The sequence below is a fragment of the Synechococcus sp. R55.8 genome (assembly GCF_047461895.1).
Classification (GTDB): Bacteria; Cyanobacteriota; Cyanobacteriia; order Thermostichales; family Thermostichaceae; genus Thermostichus.
The window spans coordinates 9,489-33,868 of sequence record NZ_JANSIB010000001.1 but is presented as its reverse complement, the minus strand read 5'-3'; the positions used below and the strand labels follow the sequence as shown (position 1 = coordinate 33,868).

22 protein-coding genes are annotated in these 24,380 nt (G+C 60.5%); 11 read left to right on the top strand and 11 right to left on the bottom strand.

The window, feature by feature from the left end; all coding sequences use genetic code 11:
* Window position 1: 1 nt before the first annotated feature.
* Window positions 2-790: an amino acid ABC transporter ATP-binding protein gene (locus NW829_RS00140; protein WP_011432567.1), complete on the bottom strand. Its 789-nt coding sequence runs from the start codon at window positions 788-790 to the stop codon at window positions 2-4.
* Between the two features lie 263 nt (window positions 791-1,053).
* Here NW829_RS00140 and NW829_RS00135 point away from each other — a divergent pair, with 263 nt between their 5' ends.
* From NW829_RS00135 to NW829_RS00095, 9 genes are all read left to right on the top strand, one after another.
* Window positions 1,054-2,091: an amino acid ABC transporter substrate-binding protein gene (locus NW829_RS00135; RefSeq protein ID WP_011430144.1), complete on the top strand. Its 1,038-nt coding sequence runs from the start codon at window positions 1,054-1,056 to the stop codon at window positions 2,089-2,091.
* Window positions 2,092-2,189: 98 nt separating this feature from the next.
* A complete protein-coding gene (locus NW829_RS00130) occupies window positions 2,190-3,362 on the top strand; it encodes an amino acid ABC transporter permease (protein ID WP_414416164.1) in 1,173 nt (390 codons plus the stop codon).
* Between the two features lie 3 nt (window positions 3,363-3,365).
* Entirely contained in the window at window positions 3,366-4,574 is a 1,209-nt protein-coding gene (locus NW829_RS00125; protein WP_414413725.1) for an amino acid ABC transporter permease, read from the top strand.
* A 258-nt stretch (window positions 4,575-4,832) separates the two neighbouring features.
* Window positions 4,833-5,519, top strand: coding sequence for a twin-arginine translocase subunit TatC (gene tatC, locus NW829_RS00120; RefSeq protein WP_414356410.1), 687 nt, complete (start codon window positions 4,833-4,835; stop codon window positions 5,517-5,519).
* Window positions 5,509-6,123 carry a nucleotidyltransferase family protein gene (locus NW829_RS00115; RefSeq protein WP_414413724.1) on the top strand — a complete coding sequence of 205 codons (615 nt, stop codon included), beginning with the start codon at window positions 5,509-5,511 and terminating at the stop codon, window positions 6,121-6,123. The genes tatC and NW829_RS00115 overlap by 11 nt, the downstream gene beginning before the upstream one ends.
* Window positions 6,110-7,558: an NAD(P)/FAD-dependent oxidoreductase gene (locus NW829_RS00110; protein WP_414416163.1), complete on the top strand. Its 1,449-nt coding sequence runs from the start codon at window positions 6,110-6,112 to the stop codon at window positions 7,556-7,558. Before NW829_RS00115 ends, NW829_RS00110 begins: the two co-directional genes overlap by 14 nt.
* Window positions 7,559-7,665: 107 nt before the next feature.
* Window positions 7,666-8,532: a DUF2993 domain-containing protein gene (locus NW829_RS00105; RefSeq protein WP_414413722.1), complete on the top strand. Its 867-nt coding sequence runs from the start codon at window positions 7,666-7,668 to the stop codon at window positions 8,530-8,532.
* Between the two features lie 224 nt (window positions 8,533-8,756).
* Window positions 8,757-10,352, top strand: a complete 1,596-nt coding sequence (locus NW829_RS00100) for a hypothetical protein (protein WP_414416162.1) — start codon at window positions 8,757-8,759, stop codon at window positions 10,350-10,352.
* Between the two features lie 77 nt (window positions 10,353-10,429).
* Window positions 10,430-11,347 carry a methylenetetrahydrofolate reductase gene (locus tag NW829_RS00095; protein WP_414414174.1) on the top strand — a complete coding sequence of 306 codons (918 nt, stop codon included), beginning with the start codon at window positions 10,430-10,432 and terminating at the stop codon, window positions 11,345-11,347.
* Here the strand turns inward: NW829_RS00095 and dapB are convergent.
* The 6 genes from dapB to rpsL all read right to left on the bottom strand — a co-directional run bounded on the left by dapB (window position 11,344) and on the right by rpsL (window position 17,267).
* Entirely contained in the window at window positions 11,344-12,204 is an 861-nt protein-coding gene (gene dapB / locus NW829_RS00090; protein ID WP_414416174.1) for a 4-hydroxy-tetrahydrodipicolinate reductase, read from the bottom strand. The two genes, NW829_RS00095 and dapB, sit on opposite strands and share 4 nt — an antisense overlap.
* A 121-nt stretch (window positions 12,205-12,325) precedes the next feature.
* Window positions 12,326-12,643, bottom strand: a complete 318-nt coding sequence (gene rpsJ, locus NW829_RS00085) for a 30S ribosomal protein S10 (protein ID WP_414328725.1) — start codon at window positions 12,641-12,643, stop codon at window positions 12,326-12,328.
* A 124-nt stretch (window positions 12,644-12,767) separates the two neighbouring features.
* Window positions 12,768-13,997 (bottom strand): elongation factor Tu, encoded by a 1,230-nt coding sequence (gene tuf / locus NW829_RS00080; RefSeq protein WP_414413642.1) that lies wholly within the window; start codon window positions 13,995-13,997, stop codon window positions 12,768-12,770.
* Window positions 13,998-14,028: 31 nt separating this feature from the next.
* Complete coding sequence (gene fusA / locus NW829_RS00075; protein WP_011432555.1) at window positions 14,029-16,152, bottom strand: elongation factor G; 2,124 nt, start codon at window positions 16,150-16,152, stop codon at window positions 14,029-14,031.
* Between the two features lie 153 nt (window positions 16,153-16,305).
* Complete coding sequence (rpsG, locus tag NW829_RS00070) at window positions 16,306-16,776, bottom strand: 30S ribosomal protein S7 (protein ID WP_011432554.1); 471 nt, start codon at window positions 16,774-16,776, stop codon at window positions 16,306-16,308.
* 83 nt (window positions 16,777-16,859) lie between these two features.
* On the bottom strand, window positions 16,860-17,267 hold the full coding sequence (gene rpsL / locus NW829_RS00065) for a 30S ribosomal protein S12 (RefSeq protein WP_011432553.1): 408 nt from the start codon (window positions 17,265-17,267) through the stop codon (window positions 16,860-16,862).
* Between the two features lie 209 nt (window positions 17,268-17,476).
* Here rpsL and NW829_RS00060 point away from each other — a divergent pair, with 209 nt between their 5' ends.
* Window positions 17,477-18,169: a ComF family protein gene (locus tag NW829_RS00060; RefSeq protein WP_414416161.1), complete on the top strand. Its 693-nt coding sequence runs from the start codon at window positions 17,477-17,479 to the stop codon at window positions 18,167-18,169.
* Here NW829_RS00060 and NW829_RS00055 read toward each other — a convergent pair.
* From NW829_RS00055 to NW829_RS00045, 3 genes are all read right to left on the bottom strand, one after another.
* Window positions 18,147-19,172 carry an HD-GYP domain-containing protein gene (locus NW829_RS00055; RefSeq protein WP_414416160.1) on the bottom strand — a complete coding sequence of 342 codons (1,026 nt, stop codon included), beginning with the start codon at window positions 19,170-19,172 and terminating at the stop codon, window positions 18,147-18,149. The genes NW829_RS00060 and NW829_RS00055 overlap by 23 nt on opposite strands.
* A 194-nt stretch (window positions 19,173-19,366) precedes the next feature.
* Window positions 19,367-20,305 (bottom strand): prohibitin family protein, encoded by a 939-nt coding sequence (locus NW829_RS00050; protein WP_414328732.1) that lies wholly within the window; start codon window positions 20,303-20,305, stop codon window positions 19,367-19,369.
* Between the two features lie 80 nt (window positions 20,306-20,385).
* Window positions 20,386-21,189, bottom strand: a complete 804-nt coding sequence (locus NW829_RS00045) for a prohibitin family protein (protein WP_414413669.1) — start codon at window positions 21,187-21,189, stop codon at window positions 20,386-20,388.
* A 248-nt stretch (window positions 21,190-21,437) separates the two neighbouring features.
* Here NW829_RS00045 and NW829_RS00040 point away from each other — a divergent pair, with 248 nt between their 5' ends.
* Entirely contained in the window at window positions 21,438-21,713 is a 276-nt protein-coding gene (locus tag NW829_RS00040; protein ID WP_238376900.1) for a hypothetical protein, read from the top strand.
* Between the two features lie 182 nt (window positions 21,714-21,895).
* On the opposite strand, the gene NW829_RS00035 is transcribed toward NW829_RS00040, so the two are convergent.
* On the bottom strand, window positions 21,896-24,172 hold the full coding sequence (locus tag NW829_RS00035; RefSeq protein WP_414416159.1) for a ComEC/Rec2 family competence protein: 2,277 nt from the start codon (window positions 24,170-24,172) through the stop codon (window positions 21,896-21,898).
* Between the last annotated feature and the right edge of the window lie 208 nt (window positions 24,173-24,380).

Sequence of the window (24,380 nt, the reverse complement as noted above, 5' to 3'; positions counted from 1 at the left end):
GCTAGTGGGAAAGGATCTGGGATAAAAACAGGCGGGAGCGCTCTTCTTTCGGATTGCTGAAAAACTCTTGGGGGGTGTTTTCCTCCACGATCTTGCCGCGGTCGAAGAAGATAATCCGATCCGCCACCTCGCGGGCAAAGCCCATCTCGTGGGTTACACACACCATGGTCATCCCCGAGCGGGCCAACTCCCGCATCACGTCCAGCACCTCCTTGATCATCTCTGGATCCAAGGCCGAGGTGGGCTCATCGAAGAGCATCACCGCCGGATTCATGGCCAAGGCGCGGGCAATCGCCACCCGCTGCTGCTGCCCCCCCGAAAGTTGCCCCGGGTATTTTTCTGCTTGCTCGGCGATCCCCACGCGGCTTAGCAGTTCCATAGCCCGCTCTATCGCCTCACTTTTTTTCATCTTTTTCACGTGGATTGGGCCAAGGGTTACATTTTGCAAAACCGTGAGATGGGGAAACAGGTTGAACTGTTGAAAAACCATGCCCACCTCGCGGCGAATGGCATCGATGTTGCGCAGGTCGCTGGTCAGCTCAATGCCATCTACCACAATGCGCCCTCTCTGGTGTTCTTCTAAGCGGTTCAACGTGCGAATAAACGTTGACTTGCCCGAACCTGAAGGCCCACAGACCACCACCACCTCTCCGCGGCGGATGCGGGTGGTAATGCCCTTGAGGACGTGGAAATCGCCGTACCATTTGTGAACATCTTCGCATTGGATAATGTCAGCGCTGGCTGCACTTTGCGGAGAGAGTGAAGACCTTATGTGCGGGGATCCTTGCATGGGTGGGTGACTCCCTAAGTTTCACCAAAGCAGGCATGGGTACCATGGCAGAACTGGCCGAGCCATAACCGTAGCCTCTGCAACATTTCTGTACGCCCTGACATGCAAGGCTTTGAGAAAATCGTAGGCGCCTATGGCAAACCATTCTATGGGGTGTGGGGTGTGGCAGGAGTGTAACCCAATGGCACGGTATCTCGGTTGAAGTGCCGTGTATGAACGACTGTTGACGACGAAGATCTTGAGGATTGACATGGGGTAATTTTATGAACTGGATAAAGCATTTGAACGGATTGGCTCCCTTGGCCGGGGCACTGGCGTTGTCTATGGGCCTGCAGTCCCTTCCCGCTTGGGCGCAGCTGGGGCCGCTCACCGACCGCATCAAGGCTCGGGGCGAGTTGATCTGTGGGGTAAACAACCAACTGCCCGGATTCGGCAACCTGGATGACCAAGGCAAGTATGTGGGTTTTGATATCGACATCTGCCGGGCGGTAGCTGCCGCTCTCTTTGGAGATCCGGACAAGGTTCGATACGTCTACCTGACGGCGGCCAATCGCCAGTCTGCGATTCAGTCGGGCGAGGTCGATATGATTAGCCGCAACACCACCTGGACCCTCACTCGGGATCGCGAGTGGGCGGTGACCTTCGGCCCCACCACCTACTACGACGGCCAAGGATTTATGGTGCGGAAGTCGCTGGGGGTGGAAAAGCTGGAAGACCTGAACGGGGCCACCATCTGTGTGATTGCCGGCACCACCACCGAGCTGAACTTGGCGGATACCTTCCGCGCCCGTGGCATTGCCTTTACGCCAGTAACCTTCGACGGCGATGATTCCTCTTTCAACGCCTACGAAGAGGGCCGTTGCGATGCCATCACCAGCGACCAAAGCGCCCTCATCTCCCGCCGGGCCAGCTTGGCTTCTCCCGACGACCACGTGATCTTGCCGGAGGTGATCTCCAAAGAGCCCTTGGGGCCGCTGGTTCCCCACGGAGATGAGAGTTTCTCCGACATTATGAACTGGACGGTCTACGCCCTCTTCTATGCAGAAGAAAAGGGGATCACCAGCGCCAATGTGGACGAGTTCCTCAAGTCCGAGGATCCCGACATTCGCCGCTTCTTGGGCCAGGAAGGCAACCTGGGAGAGCTGCTGGGCCTGAAGCCGGATTGGGTGGTCAATGTCATCAAGGCGGTGGGCAACTACGGCGAGATCTTCAACCGCCACCTGACCCCCTTGGGCGTGCCGCGGGGCTTGAACCAGCCCTACACCAAAGGCGGGATCCAGTACGCGCCGCCTTTCCGCTGATCGGCTGATTCGGAATCCGGGCCTAGGGATCCCGGTTGGTCAGTACCGGCCAGGGATCCCCTATTCTCTGCTGTGCTCTGAATTTTTGCTTGCCCCGCATGACTTCTCTGTCCGACCAGTCCCACCTTCGCCCCCCCTGGTGGCGGAATGAGCGCATCCTAAAAGTTCTGCTGCAGGTGGCCTTTGTCGTGGCCGTGCTGCTGGTGTTCGGGATCCTCGCCCAAAATCTCCTCGCCAGCCTGCGCCGCCTGGGCATCAGTTTGGGCTTTCGCTTTCTGGGCAACTCCGCCAACTTTGGGATCACCGAGGGGCTGATCCCCTACGACCCCTCCGAGAGCTACCTGAAGGCTCTGGCGGTGGGAGCGGTGAACACCCTCTGGCTGTCGGCAGTCAGCATTGTGTTGGCGACGGCGATGGGCTTTGTCCTGGGGATGGCTCGCCTCTCCAGCAACTGGCTGGCCCGCCAGCTGGCCACCGTTGTTACCGAGATCTTTCGCAATGTCCCGGTGCTGCTGATCGTGATCTTCTGGTACCAGGGGGTGATCCTCACCCTGCCGGGGGTGCGCAACAGTCTCTCCATCGGCGGGCTTGTCTTTATCAACCAGCGGGGAGTGAAGCTGCCCGGGTTGGATCCCAGCGGCTGGCTGGTTCCCGCGCTGGCCATTGTAATCGCGGCTGGGTGGGGGATCCGCAAGCTGCTCCTAGTCTGCCGACCCGAGCTGGGATCCCGGCAGCGGAACCTGTGGGTGGCTGCGGGGGTGGTGCTGCTGGCGGTGGCCTGCTGGGTGCTCTTCCCAGAGCCGCCGGTGCGGCTGGATGTCCCGGTACTGGAGCGCTTTAACTTCCGGGGTGGGATCCAGCTTTCGGCGGAGTTTACCGCCATGATGCTGGGCTTGGTGACCTACACCGGCTGCTACATTGCCGAAGTGGTGCGGGGATCCTTTTTGGCGGTGCCGCGGGGGCAGTGGGAGGCGGCCCGGGCCGTCGGCCTGTCGGAGCTGCAAACCTTTCGCTTGGTGATTGTGCCCCAGGCCCTGCGGATCATGATCCCCTCCTTGAACACTCAGTATCTCACCCTGATCAAAAACTCCAGCTTGGCCATTGCCGTTGGCTTTTCCGATCTGTTCAACATCAGCAGCACCATCATCAATCAGTCGGGACGCTCGGTGGAGATGTTCGCCATCCTCATGGCCACCTATCTGACCTTCAACCTGGTGGTTTCCTACGGCATGAACTGGCTCAATGCCCGCGTCAAATTGGTGGAGCGCTAACCCATGCCCAGCAGTCTCTCCTCTCCGCTTATAGAAGAAGAAAAGGTACTCCCCCCCACGGAGAAACAAAGTCCGCTGGCTTGGGTGCGTCGCAACCTGTTTGACTCCTGGTTGAGCACCTTGCTCACCTTGGTCTCCGCCTTGGTATTGGCCTGGGCAATTTCCCTGTTCTGGAACTGGGCGTTCACCCAAGCCCGCTGGGAAGTGATCCCGGCCAACCTCAAAATCTTTGCCAGCGGCACCTACCCCAGCAGCCAACTGTGGCGGGTGTGGGCGGTGTTGGGAATTGTGCTGGCCACCTTGGGGGTAGCGGGGGGGGCTTGGGGCGGTGTGCTGCTGCACTACCTCATTCTCTTGGGAGCTGCTATGGGCTTAGCCGCGTTCCTGCCTTTGGGAACCCAGTCGCAGGGGTGGCTGGCGGTTTGCTCTGGCGTCACTTTTGCCGCTATTGCCCTCAGTCGCGGACGGGAATCCTGGCGGCTGGCTTCCATCTGGGTTTGGGCCTTGATCTTGCCCCTCTGTCTGCAGCTGCTGCTGGGCAACCTGGGCCCCAATTGGCCGGCAGTGCGAACCGAGCAACTGTCTGGACTGCTGCTGACCTTGATCTTGGCGGCAGCCGCCATGATCATCGGCTTTCCCATCGGGGTGTTGCTGGCATTGGGCCGAGCCAATCGGGCGTTGCCGGTGATCCGGATCTTCTGCACGCTGGTGATCGAGCTGGTGCGGGGGGTGCCTCTGACCACCATTCTGTTTGCCGCCTGGCTGTTGGTGCCCTTCTTTCTGGGGGGGATCAGCGTCAACCTGATCATCAGGGCGGAGGTGGCCTTCATCTTGTTTACAGCCGTGTACGTGGCCGAGGACGTGCGGGGCGGCCTGCAGTCAATCCCGCTGGGCCAGCTAGAAGCGGCACGGGCACTCGGCTTGAACCCCTTTCAAGTGACGGCTCTGGTGATTTTGCCCCAGGCACTGCGGGCAGCCGTTCCGGCGCTGGTGAACGAGTTCCTCACCCTCTTCAAAGACACGTCGCTGGTGTTCATTGTCGGCCTCATCGACCTGCTGCAGGCGGGGCGGGTGGTGTTCACCAACCCCAACTGGCTGGGCACCCAGCGGGAAGTGCTGTTTTTTATCGGCCTGATCTACTTCATCTGCTGTTTTGCCATGGCCTATGCCGCCCAGCAGGTGGAAAAGGCGCTGGGCTTGGGCAAGCGCTAAAAACTGCAACCGCTCCCCTTCCCAGTTTCATCTGCTCAGGCCCCGGGATCCCCTTAACGGGCTTGGGCCACCGCCCAATGGCGAGGAGTGTTGGGCAAGTGCTTTTCCCTGGAGAGGGGGCAGCGCTAAGATAGCGGGGAACGTCTCGTTACACCTTGGCCCATGACCCTTGCCTCTGAGACCGAATCCCCGGAGCAAGCCGCGGCGGCCCCTGAGTCTGGTCGGGTGCGGGATCCGGAGTTTCCCTACGAGGTCGAGATGACCTTGATGGAGCACTTGGAAGAGCTGCGCAGCCGCCTGTTGGCCAGCGTGATCGCGGTGGTGATCTGCATCATCGCTTGCTTTGCCGTGGTGAACCGCATTGTCGCCCTGCTGGAGGTGCCCGCTCGGGGGGTTACCTTTTTGCAACTGGCGCCGGGGGAGTATTTTTTCGTTTCTGTGAAGGTGGCGGCCTACTCGGGGCTATTGCTGGCCACACCCTTTTTGCTCTACCAAATTGCCCGCTTCGTCTTGCCGGGGCTGAGCGTGAAGGAGCGCAAGCTGCTGGGGCCGGTGGTGCTAGGATCCAGCCTTCTCTTTGTGGCCGGCTTGGTCTTTGCCTACTATCTCCTCATTCCGGCGGCGCTCAACTTTTTCATCCGCTACGGCGAAGGGGTGGTGGATCAGGCTTGGTCCATCGACCGCTACTTTGAGTTTGTGCTGCTGCTGCTGTTCAGCACCGGCCTGGCCTTTCAGGTGCCGATTTTGCAGGCGCTGCTGGGGGCGCTGGGGCTGGTGACTGCCGAGCAGATGTTCAAGGGCTGGCGCTATGTGGTTCTGGGCGCGGTGGTGGCGGGGGCCATTCTCACCCCTTCGACGGATCCCCTTACCCAGAGCCTTTTGGCCGGGGCTGTGACGTTTCTATATTTGTTTGGCATTCTGCTGGTGAAGCTCCTTGGCAAATGAGCCGAAGCTGCATGCGCTGATCTTGGCGGCTGGGTTTTCCACGCGGATGGGAGAGCCGAAAGCCTTTCTGCCCTGGAAAGACGGGCAAACCCTGCTCTCTTACCAGATTTTTCAGTGGCGACAGGCGGGGTTTCAACCCTGGGTGGTGCTGGGATCCCAGCATTTGGCGGCAGCCCAACCCCACTTGGCAGGGGCAGAGGTGCTGGTCAATCCGGCTCCTGAGCTGGGCAAGACCCACTCCATTCGGGTAGGGGTGGAAGGGATCCCTGCCGATTTTCAGGTGCTGGCCATTTCGGCGGTGGATCAGCCCCGCCCGGCGTGGATCTACCACAGCTTGCTGGAGTACCATCTGCGCCATCGCGCTTGGGTTACTGTGCCGGTGCATCGAGGGCGACGGGGGCACCCTACCCTGATCGACAGGCGCTTGCGGGAAAAGCTGTTGGATCTCCGAGAAGAAACCCTGGGCCTGCGCCGGTTGTTGCAGGATCTGGGCAGGCGGGTACAGGAGGTGGAGCTCTACACTCCTGAGATCTTCCTGGACTGCAATACCCCTGCCGATATGGAGGCCGCTGCTGCCGGTTGCGACAGCGTTGCCCAGGGGTGAGGGGATCCCCTTCAGCACTTGTCCTGCGACCGGTCGCCTCAGCGGTACCGAGCACTTCGGCGTTGCCCAGCAAGATGTTCTTCCCATTGCTCGTATGAGAAAGGGCCTTTATCCTGCCAGCACCTACGATCCTGCCTGTCCGGTCGGCAGCTACTGGGACAGCACGATAGCAGATCCCGGTTGGCGGCATCCGGCACCTTTGCAAGCGCAGGTGGGCGCGGAGGTGGTCATTGTGGGGGGAGGATTGACGGGGCTATCGACGGCCTTGCACCTGGCCCGCGACCATGGCATTTCTGCCTGCCTGCTGGAGGCGGGATCCCTGGGTTGGGGGGCCTCGGGACGCAACGGTGGCTTTTGCGGGGTGGGGTCGAGCCACCTTACCCACACCCAGATGGTGCGGCGGGTGGGGCTGGCGGAGACGGAGCGCTACTACCGGGATCAATGGCAGGCAGTGGAAACCGTTCGGGAGCTGGCGGCCAGCGAGGGCTTCTCCCTAGAGGCCCAGGGACAGGGCTGCTACGCAGTGGCCCATCGTCCACAGGCATGGTCGGAGTTAGAGGCCGAGTACCAGATCTGTACTCAGGTGGCGGGCTACCCGGCCCAGCTCCTCAACCCCAAAGAGCTGCGGGAACGCGGCTTCAACAGCCAAGAGAACCACGGCGCTTTGCACATCGGGGTGGGGTTTGGCCTCAACCCCCTCAAGCTCACCCAAGGGCTGGCCCAAGCAGCCCACCGGTGGGGGGCAAAACTGTACAGCGGCAGTCCGGTCACGGCCTGGGAAAAGGTGGGATCCCACCACTGCTGCCACACGCCGGGAGGAACGGTGCGCGCTCGGCACTTGGTCATCGCCACCAATGGCTACACCCCAGAGGCCCTGTATCCCCAACTGGCGGGATCCCTGTTGCCGGCACTGTCCAACATCCTGGTCACCCGACCTCTAACGCCTCAGGAGCAGAAAGCGCAAGGGTGGTGGAATCCGACGCCGCTCTACGACATGCGGCGGCTGCTGTTCTATTACCGTCTGCTGCCGGATGGGCGTTTGCTGTTTGGGGGGCGGGGCGGCACCCGCGATACCCCGACGGAGCGACGGCAGTTGCGCACTTGGATGACTCGACAGCTCTATCGTCTTTTCCCCGCCTGGGAAGGGGTGGAGATCGAGTACGCCTGGAATGGACTGGTCTGCCTTTCTCGGCAGTTTCACCCCCATATTGGCCCTTCGCCGGCGGATCCCAGCCTGTGGTACGGCTTGGCCTATCACGGCAGCGGTGTAGCCACGGCGGTGTGGGCGGGCAAAATGCTGGCCCAGGAGATCGCCGGGATCCCTTCTCAGATGAGCGCTCTGTTTCGCCAGCCGCCCCGCTCTTTCCCTTTGCCCTGGCTACGGCTTCACTACCTGCGGCTGGGGTATCTTTGGTGGCAGTTGACGGATGGATAGCCTCTCCAAGTGTGCGGGGGATCCCTCTGTTCGGCGGAGAAGTCCTGCCCTAGTCTGGTCGTAGTTCGGGTGGAAACCATCGCTTGTCGTTGCTCCTGAGGTATCCAGTGCTGCTCACGTCTTGCCATCGGCCTGCTCCAGATCCGTCTCCTCTCGAAGCCCAATCGGCAGCCTGTCGCCGCCAACGGCTCTCGCAAGCGGGGCAGCGGCTAGGGTTTGCATTGCTGCTCAGCCTACCCACCATGTTTTGGCCTTGGCCCGGATTTGCCCAAATTGCCGGATCCCTTCTCAGCCCTTTGGTGGCGGCTTGGATCCGTTCTGAGGTGCAGAGGGTCGATAACCTGCAAGTGCAAATTGTCGGCTCTGACGCCCAGATTTTGAATGGGCAGATCCCTCAAGCCCAGGTGTCGGGAGACAACCTCAGCTATCAAGGCTTTCAGATCAGTCATCTGCGGCTGCAGGGCCAGGATATTCGCCTCAATGTGGGCGAAGCCATCCAAGGACGGAGCCCACTGCGGCTATTGGCCCCTGTGCCGGTGCAGGTGAGCTTGCGCCTTACCGAGGAAGACCTGAACCGCACCCTCCAGGCTCCCCTCATCCAAGCCCAACTGGCTCAGGCCCAGGTGCAGTTGCCTGTTGGGGGCCAAGTGGTGCCTTTTCTTATCCGCCAGCCTCAGGTCACGCTGGAACAGGGTCGGCTGCGCATCCAGGCCAACTTAACCACTCCCGAAGGGGTGGAAGCGCCGGTGACGGTGCTGACCGGCCTAGAAGCCCAAGGTCCCAACCGGTTGCGGCTGGTCAATCCCCTCTGGGTGAGCGAAGGCCAAGAGATCCCCATCCCCGGCCTGGCCGATTTCCCCATTCAGTTGGATCCCGGCGTGCGCATCGACCGCTTGGAGGTGCAGCCCGGCCAAATCCTCTACGAAGGGATCCTGACCATTTACCCAGAAGTCGCAACTGTGCCGCAGGGATAGTTCGCCTGGGCAGGACGGAGACCTTTCCCGTTCAGCAACGGGTGTGATCGGGATCAATCTCAAAGGGTGTGCCTCTGGGCGAGGATCCCTCTAGCAACCGGAGGGAAAGGGATCTTGCTGGCCGTTTGCGTTGGTGCCCCGTCGGGAACCGCACCGTCCACAAGACGAGAGCGGCATCGACTCCCTTCGGTAGCCGGGCAGGAGTGGTGTATTGAGGTGAGATCATGATCCAGCCATCCAACTGCAAACTCGACCCCTGGGTCGCGGTAGCGGTGCGGAGCACTTGCGGCTGGGCGCTGCTGCTGATTTTGTCGGTTGGTTTTTTGGGGGGATGTGCTGGCGACCCGGTTTCTACAGTCCCTCTGGACGGCGCTGCTGTCGGCACGCGGACGGCCACTCCCGAAGGCCGATCCTTTTCCGATATTCCGCCTGGTCGGGATCCCCGTCTGAAGCATCTTTGGGCCAGCTTTGTCATCAGCCCCCAGCAATTGCAATCTGCCCGCGAGGCTTCTGTCTCTCTCCATCCGCAGGCCATTTTTCCCTGCACCGACTGCGAAAGCCTGCCGGGATCCCCACCCCCCACTGCTTCCCCCGCTCCAGGCACCTACCGATCTGACCAGCTCACCTTCTCCTTCCGGGTTGAGCCCAATGAGACGTCCACCCGCCTCAGGGGTAGCTTTCACCTGGATACCACCACGCCTCTGATCCACCCCGGCGCAGGGGTGCGCTTGGTAATCCAACGGGCTTTCTGGGGGGAAGACCCGCTGGAACCGCTGCCACCTCCCCAGGACTTTCACCCTCAGCAGATCATCCGAGGCCAGTTCCAGGAGCGCAGTTGGATCCTCCCTTTCTCCCTGCCGCATCCCCCTGCCGGTGAGGTCTTGCCGCCGCTGCGGCTGGAGGTTGTTCTCACCTCGCCAATCCCACCCGATTCCGCCCCCTTTCTGCGGGGTAGGCCGCTGCCGCCACCTCCGGGTCGGCTGTATCACGGGGTCGCTTGGCCGGGCATTCCCACTTGGGATCAGCTCTTGTCCTACCGCCAGGCCATCGGTCAACCCCCCGCCTGGGCAGCCGTGGATCACCTCTGGGATCCCCGCCAGGACTTTCCACAGCAGTTGGCCAGTCGCCTGCGGGAAAGCGGCTCAGTCCCCTACCTGCGCCTGCGGCTAGATCCAGCCCAACTTTCTGCCTTGGCCAATGGGGATCACGATGAGACCTTGCGCTCTTGGGCCCGCGGGATCCAGCGCTTTGCCACCCCCATCATCCTGGCCGTCGTCGTTGGCGACGGGGATCCCGAACGCGCTCGCGGTAGCGGTGGGGAGCCCTTTGGTGGGACGGAGTCCTCGCTGCAACAACGGGCCTACCAACACCTGATGCAAACCCTGCGCTCTGTTCGCGTTAGCGGGACGGAGTCCTCGGCCAATTTGCTCTGGGTGGTGGAGCTGGACGGAGAAGATGCAGAGGCCGTGTCCGCCTGGGCTAACTTCCCTGGGATGGACTGGCTGAGCCTACAGGTAACGGGGGATCCCGCCGCTTTTGAACCGCTGTACCGCCGCCTTGAGGCCCTCAACCCGGAAGTGCCTGTGGTGATCCGCGGGCCGGCTCCGGGCTCAGCAACCTCTCAACCGCTGCTGGAAGGTCTGGAGGCGCAGCGCTGGCCTCAGGTGATCGGCTGGAGCTGGACTTTAAGCCCGGACGGGATCCCTCCTGCAGCCGCACAAGATTGGCGGCAGCATCTGCAACAGGGGGATCCCCAGATATGGCTGGGGGAAATGCGGGTGCAGCCCCCGCCCAGCCCCCTTCCCTCGCCCAAGCCTTGAGAAAGGACGACCTGTCTGGAAAAACCTCCCGGAAAAGTCGATAATAAGCCAGCCGTTTTACCTTTCCTTCAGGAATTGTGGCCCTGATCCCCTCATCACCTCCCCTGTCCCGCTTCGCCCAGGCCATCCAGCAGGGGGAATTTCTGCTCACCGCCGAGATTACCCCCCCCAAGGGATCCGACACCAGCACCCTGCTGTCTCTGGCCCAGCAGCTCAAGGGGCGGGTGCATGCCATCAACATTACGGACTCCAACCGAGCCATGGCCCGCATGAGCCCGTTGGCAGCTTCGCTGCTGTTGCATCAGGCAGGCGTTGAACCGATCCTGCAGTTGGCCTGTCGGGATCGCAACCGCCTGGCCCTCCAGGGGGATCTGTTGGGGGCCTCAGCTCTCGGCCTGCGCAATGTGTTGGCCCTCACCGGGGATCCCATCCACATCGGCGATTGCCCCGATGCCCGCCCCGTATTCGATCTGGAGTCGGTGCGCTTGCTGCAGCTTATCCAACGGCTGAACAACGGCCTCGATTGCAACGGCAAACCTCTCCCGGATGGGGGCACGCATCTGTTGCCGGGGGCAGCAGTAGAACCCCAATCGGGCAGCTTTTCCGGCCTGGAGCGGCGCTTCCACCGCAAGCTGGAAAACGGGGCCCAATTTTTCCAGAGCCAGATGGTCACCGACTTCGAGCAGCTGGAGCGCTTCATGGATAAGTTGGGCCGTCCCGCCGGCAAGCCCATTTTGGCCGGCATCTTTTTGCTCAAGTCGGCCAAAAATGCCGAGTTTATCAACCGCAACCTGCCAGGAGTGAAGATCCCAGACGGGATCATCCGGCGGCTGGCCAACGCCGCCCACCCCCTCGAAGAAGGGATCCGCATTGCCGCCGAACAGGTGCGGCAGGCCCGCCAAATCTGCCACGGGGTGCATCTGATGGCCGTCAAAGCCGAGCACCTCATCCCCCGCATTCTGGATGAGGCCGGGATCCCTCCCCTGACCCACTAGCTCAAGACCTGCTCCAGCCCGTAGACCAAACCTTGAAGCTGCAGCACCTTGCGGATCCCCAGGATCACCCCCGGCATAAAAGCTATCCGATCGGTGGTGTCGTGTCTCAAGGTGAGGGTTTGCCCCATCCCACCAAAAATGACCTCCTGATGGGCGATCAACCCCGGCAGACGAACGCTGTGAATGGGAATGTTGGGGCCAGAGAGCCCTCCCCGCGCACCGGGGATCAGCTCTTTTTCTTCCACTGAGGACTCCGTCCCGCTGTCGCGAACGGGCGGGTTAAAGGTTTTGCCCAATTGTCCCAGCCGTTGTGCCGTCTGTAGAGCCGTGCCGCTGGGGGCATCCGCTTTGCGGTTGTGGTGCAGCTCGATGATCTCAACGTGGTCAAAATACTGCGCCGCCTGCAGCGCCATCTGCTGCAGCAAAATCATGCCGATGGCAAAATTGGGCGCGATTAAACAGCCCACACCCGACTTGTCCGCCAGATCCCGCAGCCGCTCCACCTGCTCCGGCGTCAGGCCCGTCGTCCCCACCACCGGGCGTACGCCAAAGGCAATGGCCGAGCGAACATGTTCAAAGGCCGACCGAGGATGGGTAAAGTCCACCATTACGCCGCGGTTGCTCCGCTGCGACAACCTCAGCAACTGCCCCGACAAGTCATCGGTAATCTCCACCCCCAGGGATCCCAGGCCCAGCACCTCGCCAATGTCCGAGCCCAGTTGAGAGCGGGCCACCGCCCCCACCAACCTCATGTCGGGCGTCTGGGCAACGGCTCGCACCACCTCTCGCCCCATTTTGCCCAAGGCCCCCACCACCAAAACCGGAATGGGGGATGTAGCCGCTTCTGGAGCTGTCAACTCCTGAAAGTGCTCCCCACCGCTATCGTGGTCAACTGGATCAACCGATGTTGTCACCCGCTGCTGCCCTCATCCAAGCTCTACGAAATGACTGCGAAAGCGGGGGATCCCTGCAGATCCATCACAGCTTCACCTCGATATCTACCCCTGCCGGCAGATCCAGCTTCATGAGAGCATCGATGGTTTTGGAAGAGGGGGAATAGATGTCGATAATGCGCCGGTGGGTGCGGGTTTCAAAATGTTCCCGCGAGTCCTTGTCGGTGTGGGGGGAGCGCAGCACACAGTAGATGCGGCGCCGAGTAGGCAAAGGGATCGGGCCGACAGGTACGGCGTCGGTACGACGAGCCGTATCCACAATTTTGTCGCAGGAAGTATCCAGCAGCCGATGATCGTAAGCCTTCAGGCGGATGCGAATTTTCTGTTGGGTCAAGGTAGGCATGGCCGGAGAGCAATCCAGAAAAAGGGGGACTCAAAAAAGCTGGCAGGGAAAGTGCTCCGCGCCACTATCGCAACTGAGTTGGTCTGGGGCCGTCGGCACTCAATCCCTGCCAGGAAAAAGCAGCTTACTTCAGGATCTTGGAGACAACACCCGCTCCGACAGTACGGCCACCCTCGCGGATAGCAAAGCGCATCCCCTGCTCAATGGCGATGGGCTGAATCAGCTCCACCGTCATCCTGACGCGGTCGCCGGGCATCACCATCTCCGGCTGGGATCCGTCATCAGCCGTAAAGGAAGAGATGGTGCCGGTTACATCGGTGGTGCGCACATAGAACTGAGGACGATAGCCGGCGAAGAACGGCGTGTGGCGACCTCCTTCCTCTTTCTTGAGGACATACACCTCAGACTCGAAGCTGGTGTGAGGAGTAATGGTCTTGGGCTTGGCCAGCACCATGCCGCGCTCCACTTCGTTCTTCTGAATGCCCCGCAACAGCACACCAACGTTGTCGCCGGCAATCCCTTCGTCGAGGGTTTTCTGGAACATCTCCAGGCCGGTAACGGTGGTAGAGCGAGTTTCTCGCAGGCCCACCAGTTCCACCGTTTCGCCCACTTTGATGCGGCCCCGCTCGATCCGGCCCGTGGCCACCGTGCCCCGACCAGTAATCGAGAAGACATCCTCCACAGCCATCAGGAAGGGCTTGTCCACATCCCGCTCAGGCGTGGGAATGTAGGAGTCCACCGCATCCATCAGCTCATAAATTTTGTCCACCCAAGGATCTTCGCCCCGCTGGGTTTTGGGGTTGGCGGTCATCCGTTCCAGAGCTTTCAGCGCCGATCCTCTGATGATGGGAACGTCGTCGCCGGGGAAGTCGTATTTGGAGAGAAGTTCCCGCACTTCCAGCTCCACCAACTCCAGCAGCTCTGGATCGTCCACCATGTCTGCCTTGTTCAGAAAGACCACCAAGCTGGGCACCCCTACCTGACGGGCCAACAGGATGTGCTCCCGTGTTTGGGGCATGGGACCATCAGCTGCAGACACCACCAAGATGGCCCCATCCATCTGAGCCGCGCCTGTGATCATGTTCTTCACGTAGTCGGCGTGGCCGGGACAATCCACGTGGGCGTAGTGACGGTTGGCAGTCTGATACTCGACGTGGGCGGTGTTGATGGTAATGCCGCGAGCTTTTTCCTCTGGCGCTGCGTCGATTTCATCGTACCGCTTGGCTGTAGCCTGACCCAAAGCAGCCAAGGTGGTGGTGATGGCAGCCGTCAGGGTGGTCTTGCCGTGGTCAACATGGCCGATGGTGCCAACGTTGACATGGGGTTTGGTGCGTTCAAACTTAGCGCGTGCCATGAATCGTCACTTCCTTTTTGGTTTCAGTCAGCTACTCATTTCCTTTGTTTTTGGCAATGATGGCTTCGGCGATACTGCGAGGAACTTCCTCGTAGTGGCTGAACTCCATCGTGAAGGTGCCTCGACCCTGGGTTTTGGAGCGAATGTCGGTGGCATAGCCAAACATCTCCGCCAACGGAACCTTGGCATTGACTTTGGTAATGCCGCCTTCTGTATTCATCCCCTCCATCTGGCCGCGGCGGGCGTTGATGTCCCCGATGACATCCCCCACAAAGGCTTCAGGGACTTCCACCTCGACCTTCATCATCGGCTCCAGCAGGGTAGGGCTTGCCCTGCGAGCGGCCTCCTTCAGAGCCATCGAACCGGCGATCTTGAAGGCCATTTCGCTGGAGTCCACCTCGTGGTAGGAGCCATCCACCAGGGTGGCGCGGATGTCAATCAGGGGATAGCCCGCCAGCACACCGGATTCGCAGGCTTCTCGGATCCCTTGCTCGGCTGGCCCAATGTATTCTTTGGGCACAACGCCACCCACAATCTTGGAAACGAACTCAAATCCTGTACCCGGCTCCGCCGGCTCTAGGTCGATAACCACATGGCCGTACTGGCCGCGGCCACCACTCTGGCGAACAAACTTGCCTTCCACGCGGCTAACCGGCTTGCGAATGGTTTCGCGGTAGGCCACCTGTGGGTTACCAACATTGGCTTCTACGTTGAACTCCCGCAGCATCCGATCCACCAAGATCTCCAGGTGCAGCTCGCCCATCCCAGAGATGATGGTTTGATTGGTCTCGGGATCCACAGACACGCGGAAGGTGGGATCCTCCTTGGCCAGGGCCTGCAGGGCCTTGGAGAGCTTATCGATATCGGCTTTGGTTTTGGGTTCTACCGCTACTGAGATCACCGGCTCTGGGATAAACAGAGACTCCAGGATCACCGGCGCATTTTCGTCGCAGAGGGTGTCTCCGGTGGTGGTGTCCTTGAGGCCCACCACAGCTCCCAGATCTCCTGCCCGCAGCTCATCCACGTCCAAGCGTTCATCGGCCTTCAGCACCACCAACCGCGAAATTCGCTCCTTCTTGTTCTTGGTGGAGTTGAGCACATAAGTACCTTTGGTCAACACCCCCGAGTAGACGCGAATAAAGGTGAGATCCCCGTACTTATCACTCATCAACTTGAAGGCCAGGGCGGAGAAGGGCTCATCGTCGCTGGCACGGCGGGACACTTCTGAGCCATCTGGCAGCACCCCCTTGATGGCCGGAATATCCACAGGCGAGGGCAGGTAATCCACCACCGCATCCAGCAGCATCTGGACTCCCTTGTTCTTGAAGGCAGAGCCACACAGCATGGGCACAATTTGGCCGCTGATCGTGCCTTTGCGCAGACCCGCCATCAAGTCGGCTTCGCTCAGATCTTCTTCGGCGAAGTACTTTTCCATCAGAGCTTCGTCCGTCTCGGCCACTGCTTCCACCAGCTTGGCCCGATACTCTGCCACGAGATCTTTCATCTCCTCAGGGATGGGGGCCGGACGAATGTCTTTGCCGATCTCATCCATATAAATGCGGGCTTGCATCCGCACCAAGTCAACAATGCCGCAAAACCCGTCTTCGGCACCGATGGGCAGTTGGATGGGCACAGCATTGGCCTTAAGGCGCTCCCGGATCTGGTTGTAAACCTTGAGGAAATTGGCCCCCATGCGATCCATTTTGTTGACGAAGGCAATGCGGGGCACATTGTAACGATTGGCTTGCCGCCAGACGGTCTCAGACTGAGGCTGCACGCCGCCCACCGAGTCAAAGACGGCGATCACCCCATCCAGCACCCGCATGGAGCGCTCAACTTCGATGGTGAAATCGACGTGCCCAGGAGTATCGATGATGTTGATGGTGTACTCCGGTGCGCCGGAGAGGGGCTGGGAAGGATTGGCGGGATCCCGCTTGGTCCAACGGGTGGTGATGGCCGCAGCGGTGATGGTGATGCCCCGCTCCCGCTCCTGAGCCATCCAATCGGTGACCGCAGTTCCGTCGTGAACTTCGCCAATTTTGTGTACCAGACCGGAATAGAAGAGAATCCGCTCTGTGGTCGTGGTTTTGCCGGCATCGATGTGAGCCGCGATGCCGATGTTTCGGACTCGTTCTAGGGGAACTGTGCGTGCCACGTCAACCTCCCAATCCTCGTCGCCCTGCGACTTGGGCAAACTAAAAAATCCTTTACAATTCTAATCTTTTTTGCCGATTTTTCTCCACCTCGCTGGAACTCGGGCTGGGCAGAACAGGGATCCCAAAAGTCTCCACTGCTCCGCCAGGCTAGTTCAGTAGCGGTAGTGGGCAAAGGCCTTGTTGGCCTCGGCCATGCGATGCACCTCTTCCCGCCGTCGAATGGCGCTGCCGGTTTCGTTGGCTGCATCGATCAGCTCATTGGCCAACTTGGCGGCCATGGTGCGACCTGGACGAGTGCGCGAAAAGGTCACCAACCAGCGCAGCGCTAGGGAAGTGCCCCGTTCTCCTCTCACCTCCACAGGCACCTGATAAGTGGCTCCGCCCACCCGGCGGGCTTTCACCTCCACCAGTGGGGTGGCGTTGCGAACAGCATTTTCCAGCAAGGGCAGTGGGTCTTGGCCAGTGCGCTCCCGCACAATGTCCAGAGCTTCATAGAGGATCCTGGCAGCCAGGGATGCCTTACCCCTCATCATCAACTTGCGGATCAGCATGGTAACCAGACGGCTCCCATACTTGGGATCCGGGGGCACATCACGACGAGGGGCACGGTTGCGGCGAGACATAGGAGCTGGGTTGCTTGTTCAGATGGGGATGGCAGAAAGAAAGATAACGAGTGGGATATGGAGGGTTGAGGGTGAGGGCAAAGCTATTTTTTCTTGCCAGCGGCGGCTGGAGCTTGGCCCGGCTTGGGCCGTTTCGCCCCGTATTTGGAGCGGCCTTGTTTGCGGTCTTTGACCCCTGCAGCGTCGAGGGTGCCCCGGATAATGTGGTAACGCACGCCGGGCAAATCCTTAACCCGCCCACCGCGAATCATGACCACAGAGTGCTCCTGCAGGTTGTGGCCGATGCCAGGAATGTAGGCAGTGACCTCAAAGCCGGAAGTGAGGCGAACGCGAGCCACTTTTCTCAGGGCCGAGTTGGGCTTTTTGGGCGTTGTCGTGTACACTCGGGTGCAAACCCCCCGCCGCTGTGGACAAGCCTTCAGGGCAGGAGACTTGGTCTTGCGAGCGGCAACGCTGCGCTCCTCACGGATCAGTTGCTGAATGGTGGGCATGGGCTGGCAGAGAAGGTCACGGCTTAAATTTTAAATTATCCGGTTGAATTATCCGGCGATATTGAATCCTAGCAAGGCGGGATCCCAGCGTCAACTTGGGGATGGACTGCTGGGCTGTTAGCCTGGCCGAGTCTGAATTTCGGCCTCGTTCCCCCCTTGCCTCAGCTTTTTAGGAGACTCTGCACACCAGAAAGGATCCCTAGCAGACGATGGGCTGGTTAGATTGGTGGATTGTGCCTCCATGTCCGCTTTGCCGGCGCCCTGCCAAGGCCGTGTTCTGTCAAGACTGTCAAAGGCGGTTGCAGGCGGAGCGCCTTGCCACTTGGCCAGTCACCACCTCGCCTTGGCCACTTTACGCCTGGGGGATCCACCGGGGGGCGCTGCGCAGGGCCATCTACTGCCTGAAGTACGAAGGACAACGGCGCATTGGCTCGGTTTTGGGAGAATGGCTGGGATCCCGTTGGGTCGAAAGCCAGTCCACCTCTTTAGGCTCCCCTGGGGCCTACACGGTGGTGCCCATCCCTCTGCATGCAGAGCGGCTGCGGCAGCGGGGCTATAATCAGGCAGCCTTGATCAGCCAGGCTTTTTGCGAGCGCACCGGTCTTCGCCACCTGCCCGATGCTCTGGTGCGGGTGCGGGCCACAGCGGCTCAACATGAGCTCAACCCGCTGCAACGACAGCACAACTTGGCCGGGGCCTTTGCCCTGAAACAAGTTCCGGCCACACCGGTGTTGCTGGTGGATGACATCTACACCACCGGCTCTACTGTGCAAGCCGCCCAGCAGGTATTGGCCGCTGCCGGGATCCCGGTGGCCGGAGTAATTGTCGTCGCCCAAACCCCAAAAGCTGCCTGTTCAGCCTGGCCCGGAACCCTAGCCCCTATCCCGCCTCCAGCAAATTAAAGGCCGTAACAAACATAAAGTCACAAAACTCGCGCACCAAGTTCGGATCCCGCCAGCCCTTGCGGGTTTCCTCCCGCAGCACTTCCAGGGCCTGTTCGGCGGTCAGGGCCGGTTTGTAGGGGCGAGGGGAGATCAGAGCGTCGAAGATGTCGATCACCTGAAAGACGCGGGCCAACAGGGGAATCTCTTCGCCTGCCAGCCCATCCGGGTAGCCGCTGCCATCCCAACGCTCGTGGTGGTGGCGGATGATCGGCAGCACATCCTGCATGGTGCGCAAGCCCCGACAAATGTCTTCGCCAATCAACACATGGGATTTCATGATCTCCCATTCTTCCGGGGTATGCTTGCCCTGCTTGCACAAAATCGCATCCGGGATCCCGACTTTGCCGATGTCGTGCAGGTAGCCGCCCCAGCGCAGGGCCTTGATCTGTTGACGAGACAGCCCCAAGTAACGGCCAAACTGTTCCCCCATGACCACCAAGCGTTCGCAATGGTCACCCGTGGTGGGATCCCGACTTTCCACGGCGCGGGCAATGGCAAACAACACCTTGGCGGCGTGATCCAGATCTTCGTTCAAGCGCTTTTGGTGGATGGATGAGCGTACCCGCGCCAGCAGCTCCACGTGATCGAAGGGCTTGGTCAAAATGTCGTCGGCCCCCACCTGCATCCCCATCAGGCGATTGGAGCGGTCGGTCAGGGCTGTAATCAGCACAACGGGGATCAGGCGGGTCAGCTCATTGGCCTTCAGTTGCCGGCAGACATCGAACCCGCTCATGTTCGGCATCAGCACATCCAGCAGCACCAAGTCTGGCCGAAGCCGCTCCACAGCCTCCAAAGCCTCTTCGCCGTTGGTGGCCTCGCTCACGCGGAAGTGGGCCGACCGCAACAGCTCACCGATGTAGAGGCGGCTGCTGGCCTGATCGTCCACCACCAAAACATGATCCGCCTCCGCCAGCTTCGGGTTTAGACGGGGAAAGGGGGTGTGAGTCAGGCGGGAGTTCATGGCGGCCAAAATCTAGTCTTGCATCGAGTACGAGCTTTCCCCCTCAGCCGGATTCGGCGCAACTCTACGAGGGATCCCAGCCCAGACCCCTGGCGGTAGGATGTCAACGAACTCGAATGACATCCCTTCGCCTTCACATCTGGACACACTTTATACTCAGACTTTTAAGTCTGTACTCCGCAACTTTGCTGAACCTACTGCCCTCTTTGCAGGGCTGCCTGATGGGGATCCACATTGAGAAACACGGTGGCATCGCCCTCGACACGGATGATGCGCAAAGGGGGCAGCGAGCCCGTCGGGTTTTGGATGCGCTCTTGCAGCTTCTCGTAGAACAGCAGATCCGCCAGTTGCGCGTTCTGCGCTGCCGCTTGTCCTTTCAGCTCAATGGCCCGCTGGTTGGCCGCCGCCAGGATTAACAGTCGCTCCGTCTCTTTTTCCTGGATCTGCGCCCGCACTGCCGCCGTTTGTGCTGTAATCGAGGCCACCTGTTTGCGTTCAATCGAGTCTCTTAAGGCTTGTGGGAAATCGGGGTTGCCCAGAAACAGGCCCTCCACCTGCACCAGAGGCAGGGTTTGGCCATCGCGGTTGACAGTGGGCATCTCTTGGCGAATCAAGTCCAGCGCTCGTTGTTCGATGGCAGCCCGCTGGCTTTTCCGGTAAAAGTCTTCCGAATTGAAAGAGGCGGAGATATCCCGGATTTTGGAGCGCACCACCGGCACCACCACCGTGGAAAGATAGTTCTCGCCGATGTTGGCGTGCAGCTCGTCCAAAGTGGCGAGGTTGGGCTTGAGGGCAATGGCTACATCGATGGCAAAGGCTTGCCCATCGGCGGTGTTCACGGTGATGGCGTTGCTGATGGCATTGGCCGAGGCGGGGTCGTTGGTAAACTCCCAAACGCGGGTGAGCACGGTGTAGGTGATCGGCGTCTCGATCCCTGGGATCCGGAAGATGGCCCCTGGCAGTTCCACCCGCCCCTTCTGCAACCCGGAAAAGGTATTGAAAACTACAGTGGCATGTCCGGGCAAAGTGACGTACAGGCAAGCGCGGAGCACTCCCAGGGCCGCCAAGACGGCGATCCCTCCCGCGGTTAGCCAACCGGCTCTGCTGTGGGGTGCTTCTCCTGTTGGATACATGGCGGCTGCTCCCGTTTTAGGGTCGGTGAGAAGAGCTGAGGAAATTGGGGACAGGCTAAAAGGATTGATTTCCTGTTGAGTTATTTGGTGATCAAAGTTTCCAGACGGGATCCCAGTACCGCGGCTTTGACCACCTCTAGGTACTGCGGATTTTGGGTGAGGGCCTGTGCTTTGGCTCTCAATTGACCGGCTTCTGCCTCAGCTTGAGAAATGATGGCGCGGGCATCTTGGCGGGCCTGCTCGATCTCAAATTGCTTTTGCGCCAGTTGATTTTCGGCAATGGTCTTTGCCTCAATGGCCGCTACGAAATCAGGATCGAAATCCACATCCCGCAGCAGAAAATCCAAAACCTCGATGCCGTATTCCTTCAGCAGAAGAGCCACCCGTTCGCGGATTTGGCCCTGGAGCAGCGGACGCTCGGTAGAATACAGAGCCTGGGCGGAAAAGCCGCTGGTCTCATTCAGAATGACCGACCGGACGATGGGGGCGATGCGATCCAGGTAATTTTCCCCCAGTTGCGTATAGACCTTGGGGGCGTCCACAATGCGAAACTGCAGCGTCGCCTCAGCCGCAATCTGCTGCCCATCCTGAGAAAGGGCCACCAGCCGCGGCGCGTAGGCAGTCGGGTCGTTGTCCTTCCAGGTGAGGGCCTGCGTTTTTACATCGAAGGTAACCGTGCGCGAGACAAAAGGCGGCACCCAATGCAGACCTGGCTGCAAAGCCATCGGGCTCACCCCCCCTCCCCAGGTGAACACCACCATATTTTCTCCGTTGCCCACCAGTCGCAGCGGCCTGCCCATCGCCACTAGGATCAATACGGCTCCGGCAAGGGTGGCCTTGGGCAACCAGCGACCAACCCGCCTCTCCCAACCTTCTGCTCGCATCTCCCCATCTCCTGCGCATGCAGCCATTCTCGCGGCTGTGGGGAAATGAGGCTGAGAAATCGCCGCTATCTTTTAAGTTTTCTCCAGGGATCCCGCGAGAGATCCCGCGCTTGCTTACCCACTGTTCTCAACGATGTCGAGTTCTCTACAAAGTTCACAAAAGATCACTTCATACTTTGCAAAGACCCGTGACGGACAGGCGAAAAGGGAAGAAGATTAAGACATAATAAAGATTTGGGTTGCCGTTCATGCTGTCCATTCCCGATTACGAGCGGCGGGACATCCAAGTGCCACTCTCGTGCATCCCCGTTGCCGCCCGGGCCTTGATCCGGCAGGGGGTATCCGTCTGCTGGCGGGAAGAAAGCCTGTCTGCCTTGATTCGTCTGGGATCCAAAGGAGCCGCCGACCGAGCCGCCATTCTGCTGGTGGAAATGAGCCTCATGGGCCAACCTGAGGAGCTAAAAAGCTGGCTGGAGATGTGCTGGCAACTGCCCGCTTGTCCCAGGGAACCGCTGCAGGTGTAGGGGTACCCTCTGTGGACGAATGCGGGATCGGCTTCTGTAGCTATTCCTCTGTAGCTACTCTGAACATGTCTAAGACATCCCCCGCCGCCTTGCCCTGCTGGCCTCTCTCCCACTTTGTTTGGGAAGCTGCAAGCTTTTTTGCTCGAATTCTACCGAGTTTGTACCCCAGACTACAGCGCTGCTCAATCCAATTGTGACCTCAAGGTTTGCACTCCCCGCCGCGACCAGCTTACCGCTCCAGACCGATCGGCTACGTAGAGGGGTCGTTGTTTCTGCCGGAACCAGGTGACCACCGTCTCGCCGACAGAGCCAGAGCTAATGCCCGCCTGCACCTGAAAGCGCTCCAGGAGATCCAAAATCAGGGATCCCCCGTCCCACCACAGCCAGTCGATCTGGGCCGGCATCAGCGGGGATCCGGTTAGCTCGACTTGCACATGGGTGCCGGCAGAGCCCAGCAGCAGCCAATGGGATCCCTCTGTTTCTAAAGTCAACACCAGGGGGTTGGTGTGGATGACCTGTAGGCTCAACCGCTGCGACACCGGGATCCGGTCGGCAGGCTGCAACACTCGATAGGGGATCCCGGCAGCTTGCACAGCACTGAGGGAGCGCAGGTAACTTTCGGAAGCCGCATTAGCCCCTCCCCCGTCCCAGAATTGCCCAATCGCGTTGGCGGGACGTACTCCTTTGGAGAAAGCCGACAGCAGGATCTCCCAGCCGCCATTGGCAGAGCCGACAGAGGTCATGGCCACCGCCCCGTCCAGACGGTGCAAGCCCTGCTGCCGCAAAAAGGGCAACACCGTGCGTTCTGCCAAACGGGGATCCCCGCTGTTGAGCAAGAGGTGGCGCCCTTCCGCTTGAATGGCCAGGATGGGAATTCGTCCACTGGCCAAGGCGGTAATTTGGACCGGCGGCCCCGGCCACATCCTTGGACCCAGGAGGATGGCGGCCATGATCAGGGCTGTGCCCTGCCAGCGGAAGGCCTGTCGCCACCGCGGCCAAAAGGTTAGGGCCACCAGCGCCCCGTAGAGGAGCAGGCACTGGAGCAGGGAGACCCGGCCGGTGTAGTAGGAACTCAGAGGCCAGCTGGCCATCCAGTTCACCCAGTTGATCAGAGGCGTGATCAAAAACGTCAAGGGCCGGGCCAGCAGGGATCCCAGCCCCGGCCAGAGCAAAGCCCCAAACGCCACCCCGAACCCCGCCACCAGCAGCGGCACTAGCAGAATCAGCAGCAGCGGGTTGGCCAGCAGCGAGTAGGTGGGGATGCGGCCAAAGATGGCCACTTGCAGCGGCAAGGTCCAGATCTGGGCTGCCAGCGGAACGGCCAAGGCGGTGGCCACAGCCGGAGGCAAAAAGTCCAGCCGGGAAACAATTGGGGCTGTTCCGACCAGCAGGCCCAGGGTGGCGGCAAAGCTGAGCTGAAACCCCAGGTCTGTAATCCACAGCGGCTCGTAGATTAAGAGCAAAACTGCCGCCACCAGTAGCGTCCCCAGGGGATTGAGCTTCACCTTTCCTTCCAGGCGCGGCTCCGTCAGCACCAGCATGGCCGCCGCCCCCATCAGTGCCGCTCGCAACACCGAAGGGCTGAACCCCGTGAGGGCGGTATAAAGCCCCAGCACCGCCAGGATGCTCCCCTGCTGCAGGCGCACCGCCAACCGCCGTGTCAGGACAAACACCACCCCCACCAACAGCGACACATGGAACCCAGAGGCGGCCAGCGCATGGGCCATGCCGATTTCCCGGAAGGCATCCTGCAAGTCGAAATCCAATTGGGCGGCCCGGGATCCCAGCACCAAGGAAGCCAACAGATTCCCCTGCCGCTCCCCCAATCCAGCAACGAACGCCTCTCGCACCCGCCGCCGCAACACCCAGCCCCCCCAACCTCTTCCCCCCGGCTGCAGGATCACCTCACGGGCGCTGAAGCCGGCAAAAGCCCCCTGGCGCTGCAGGTAGGCTTGAAAATCAAAGCTGCCCGGGTTCAAGGCCGGACTGGGAAGGTACAGGGATCCCGTCAGGCGCACCCGTTGGTTGGGGTGGAGATCCTTGTCCTGGAGGGCCTCAGGGCCGGTGGTGACGTAGAGCTTGCCGCTGACCTGGCGGGCCGTGGAGTCGGCGTTGAGCACCTGCTCTGCTCTCAGCCAAAATTGCCGCCGTTCGCTGCGGGTGGGACGAGGTTCCGAGAGGACGGTGCCCACCAAGTTCATCTGCTGCTGGGGGGCCAACAGGCTGATATCCGTCGGCCCGGGAAAAGGCTGCCGCCAACCCAGGTAATTCCAAGCCAGACACCCCACCAGACCCATCGCCAGCCAAGTGCGGGCCAGACGCGGTTGCCGCCGGCACAGCAGGGATCCCGCCAGCCCCAATCCCAGCAGGATCCCCCAGCCCCACCCGGCAGCCTGGGGCCAAGCCCGCACCAGCAGGCCCAAGATCCAGCCCAACCCCAGCAGATAGGTTCTTTCCATGTGCCGCAGACCCGTCTGCCCCCCACTGTACCGATGTGGTCAAGCGGGATCCATTGCGTTGTCTTAACCTTGCTCGCCTGCCGAAAGAATTGTATTAAAGGATACTCTTTCTCGACCTTGGCAAAGGGAGTGTAGATTAGGGCTGGTCGCGCCAGCGGGATGTAGTCCTTGGCAGTTTCCTGCGCCGGCATCCTGAAAACGACCCTAA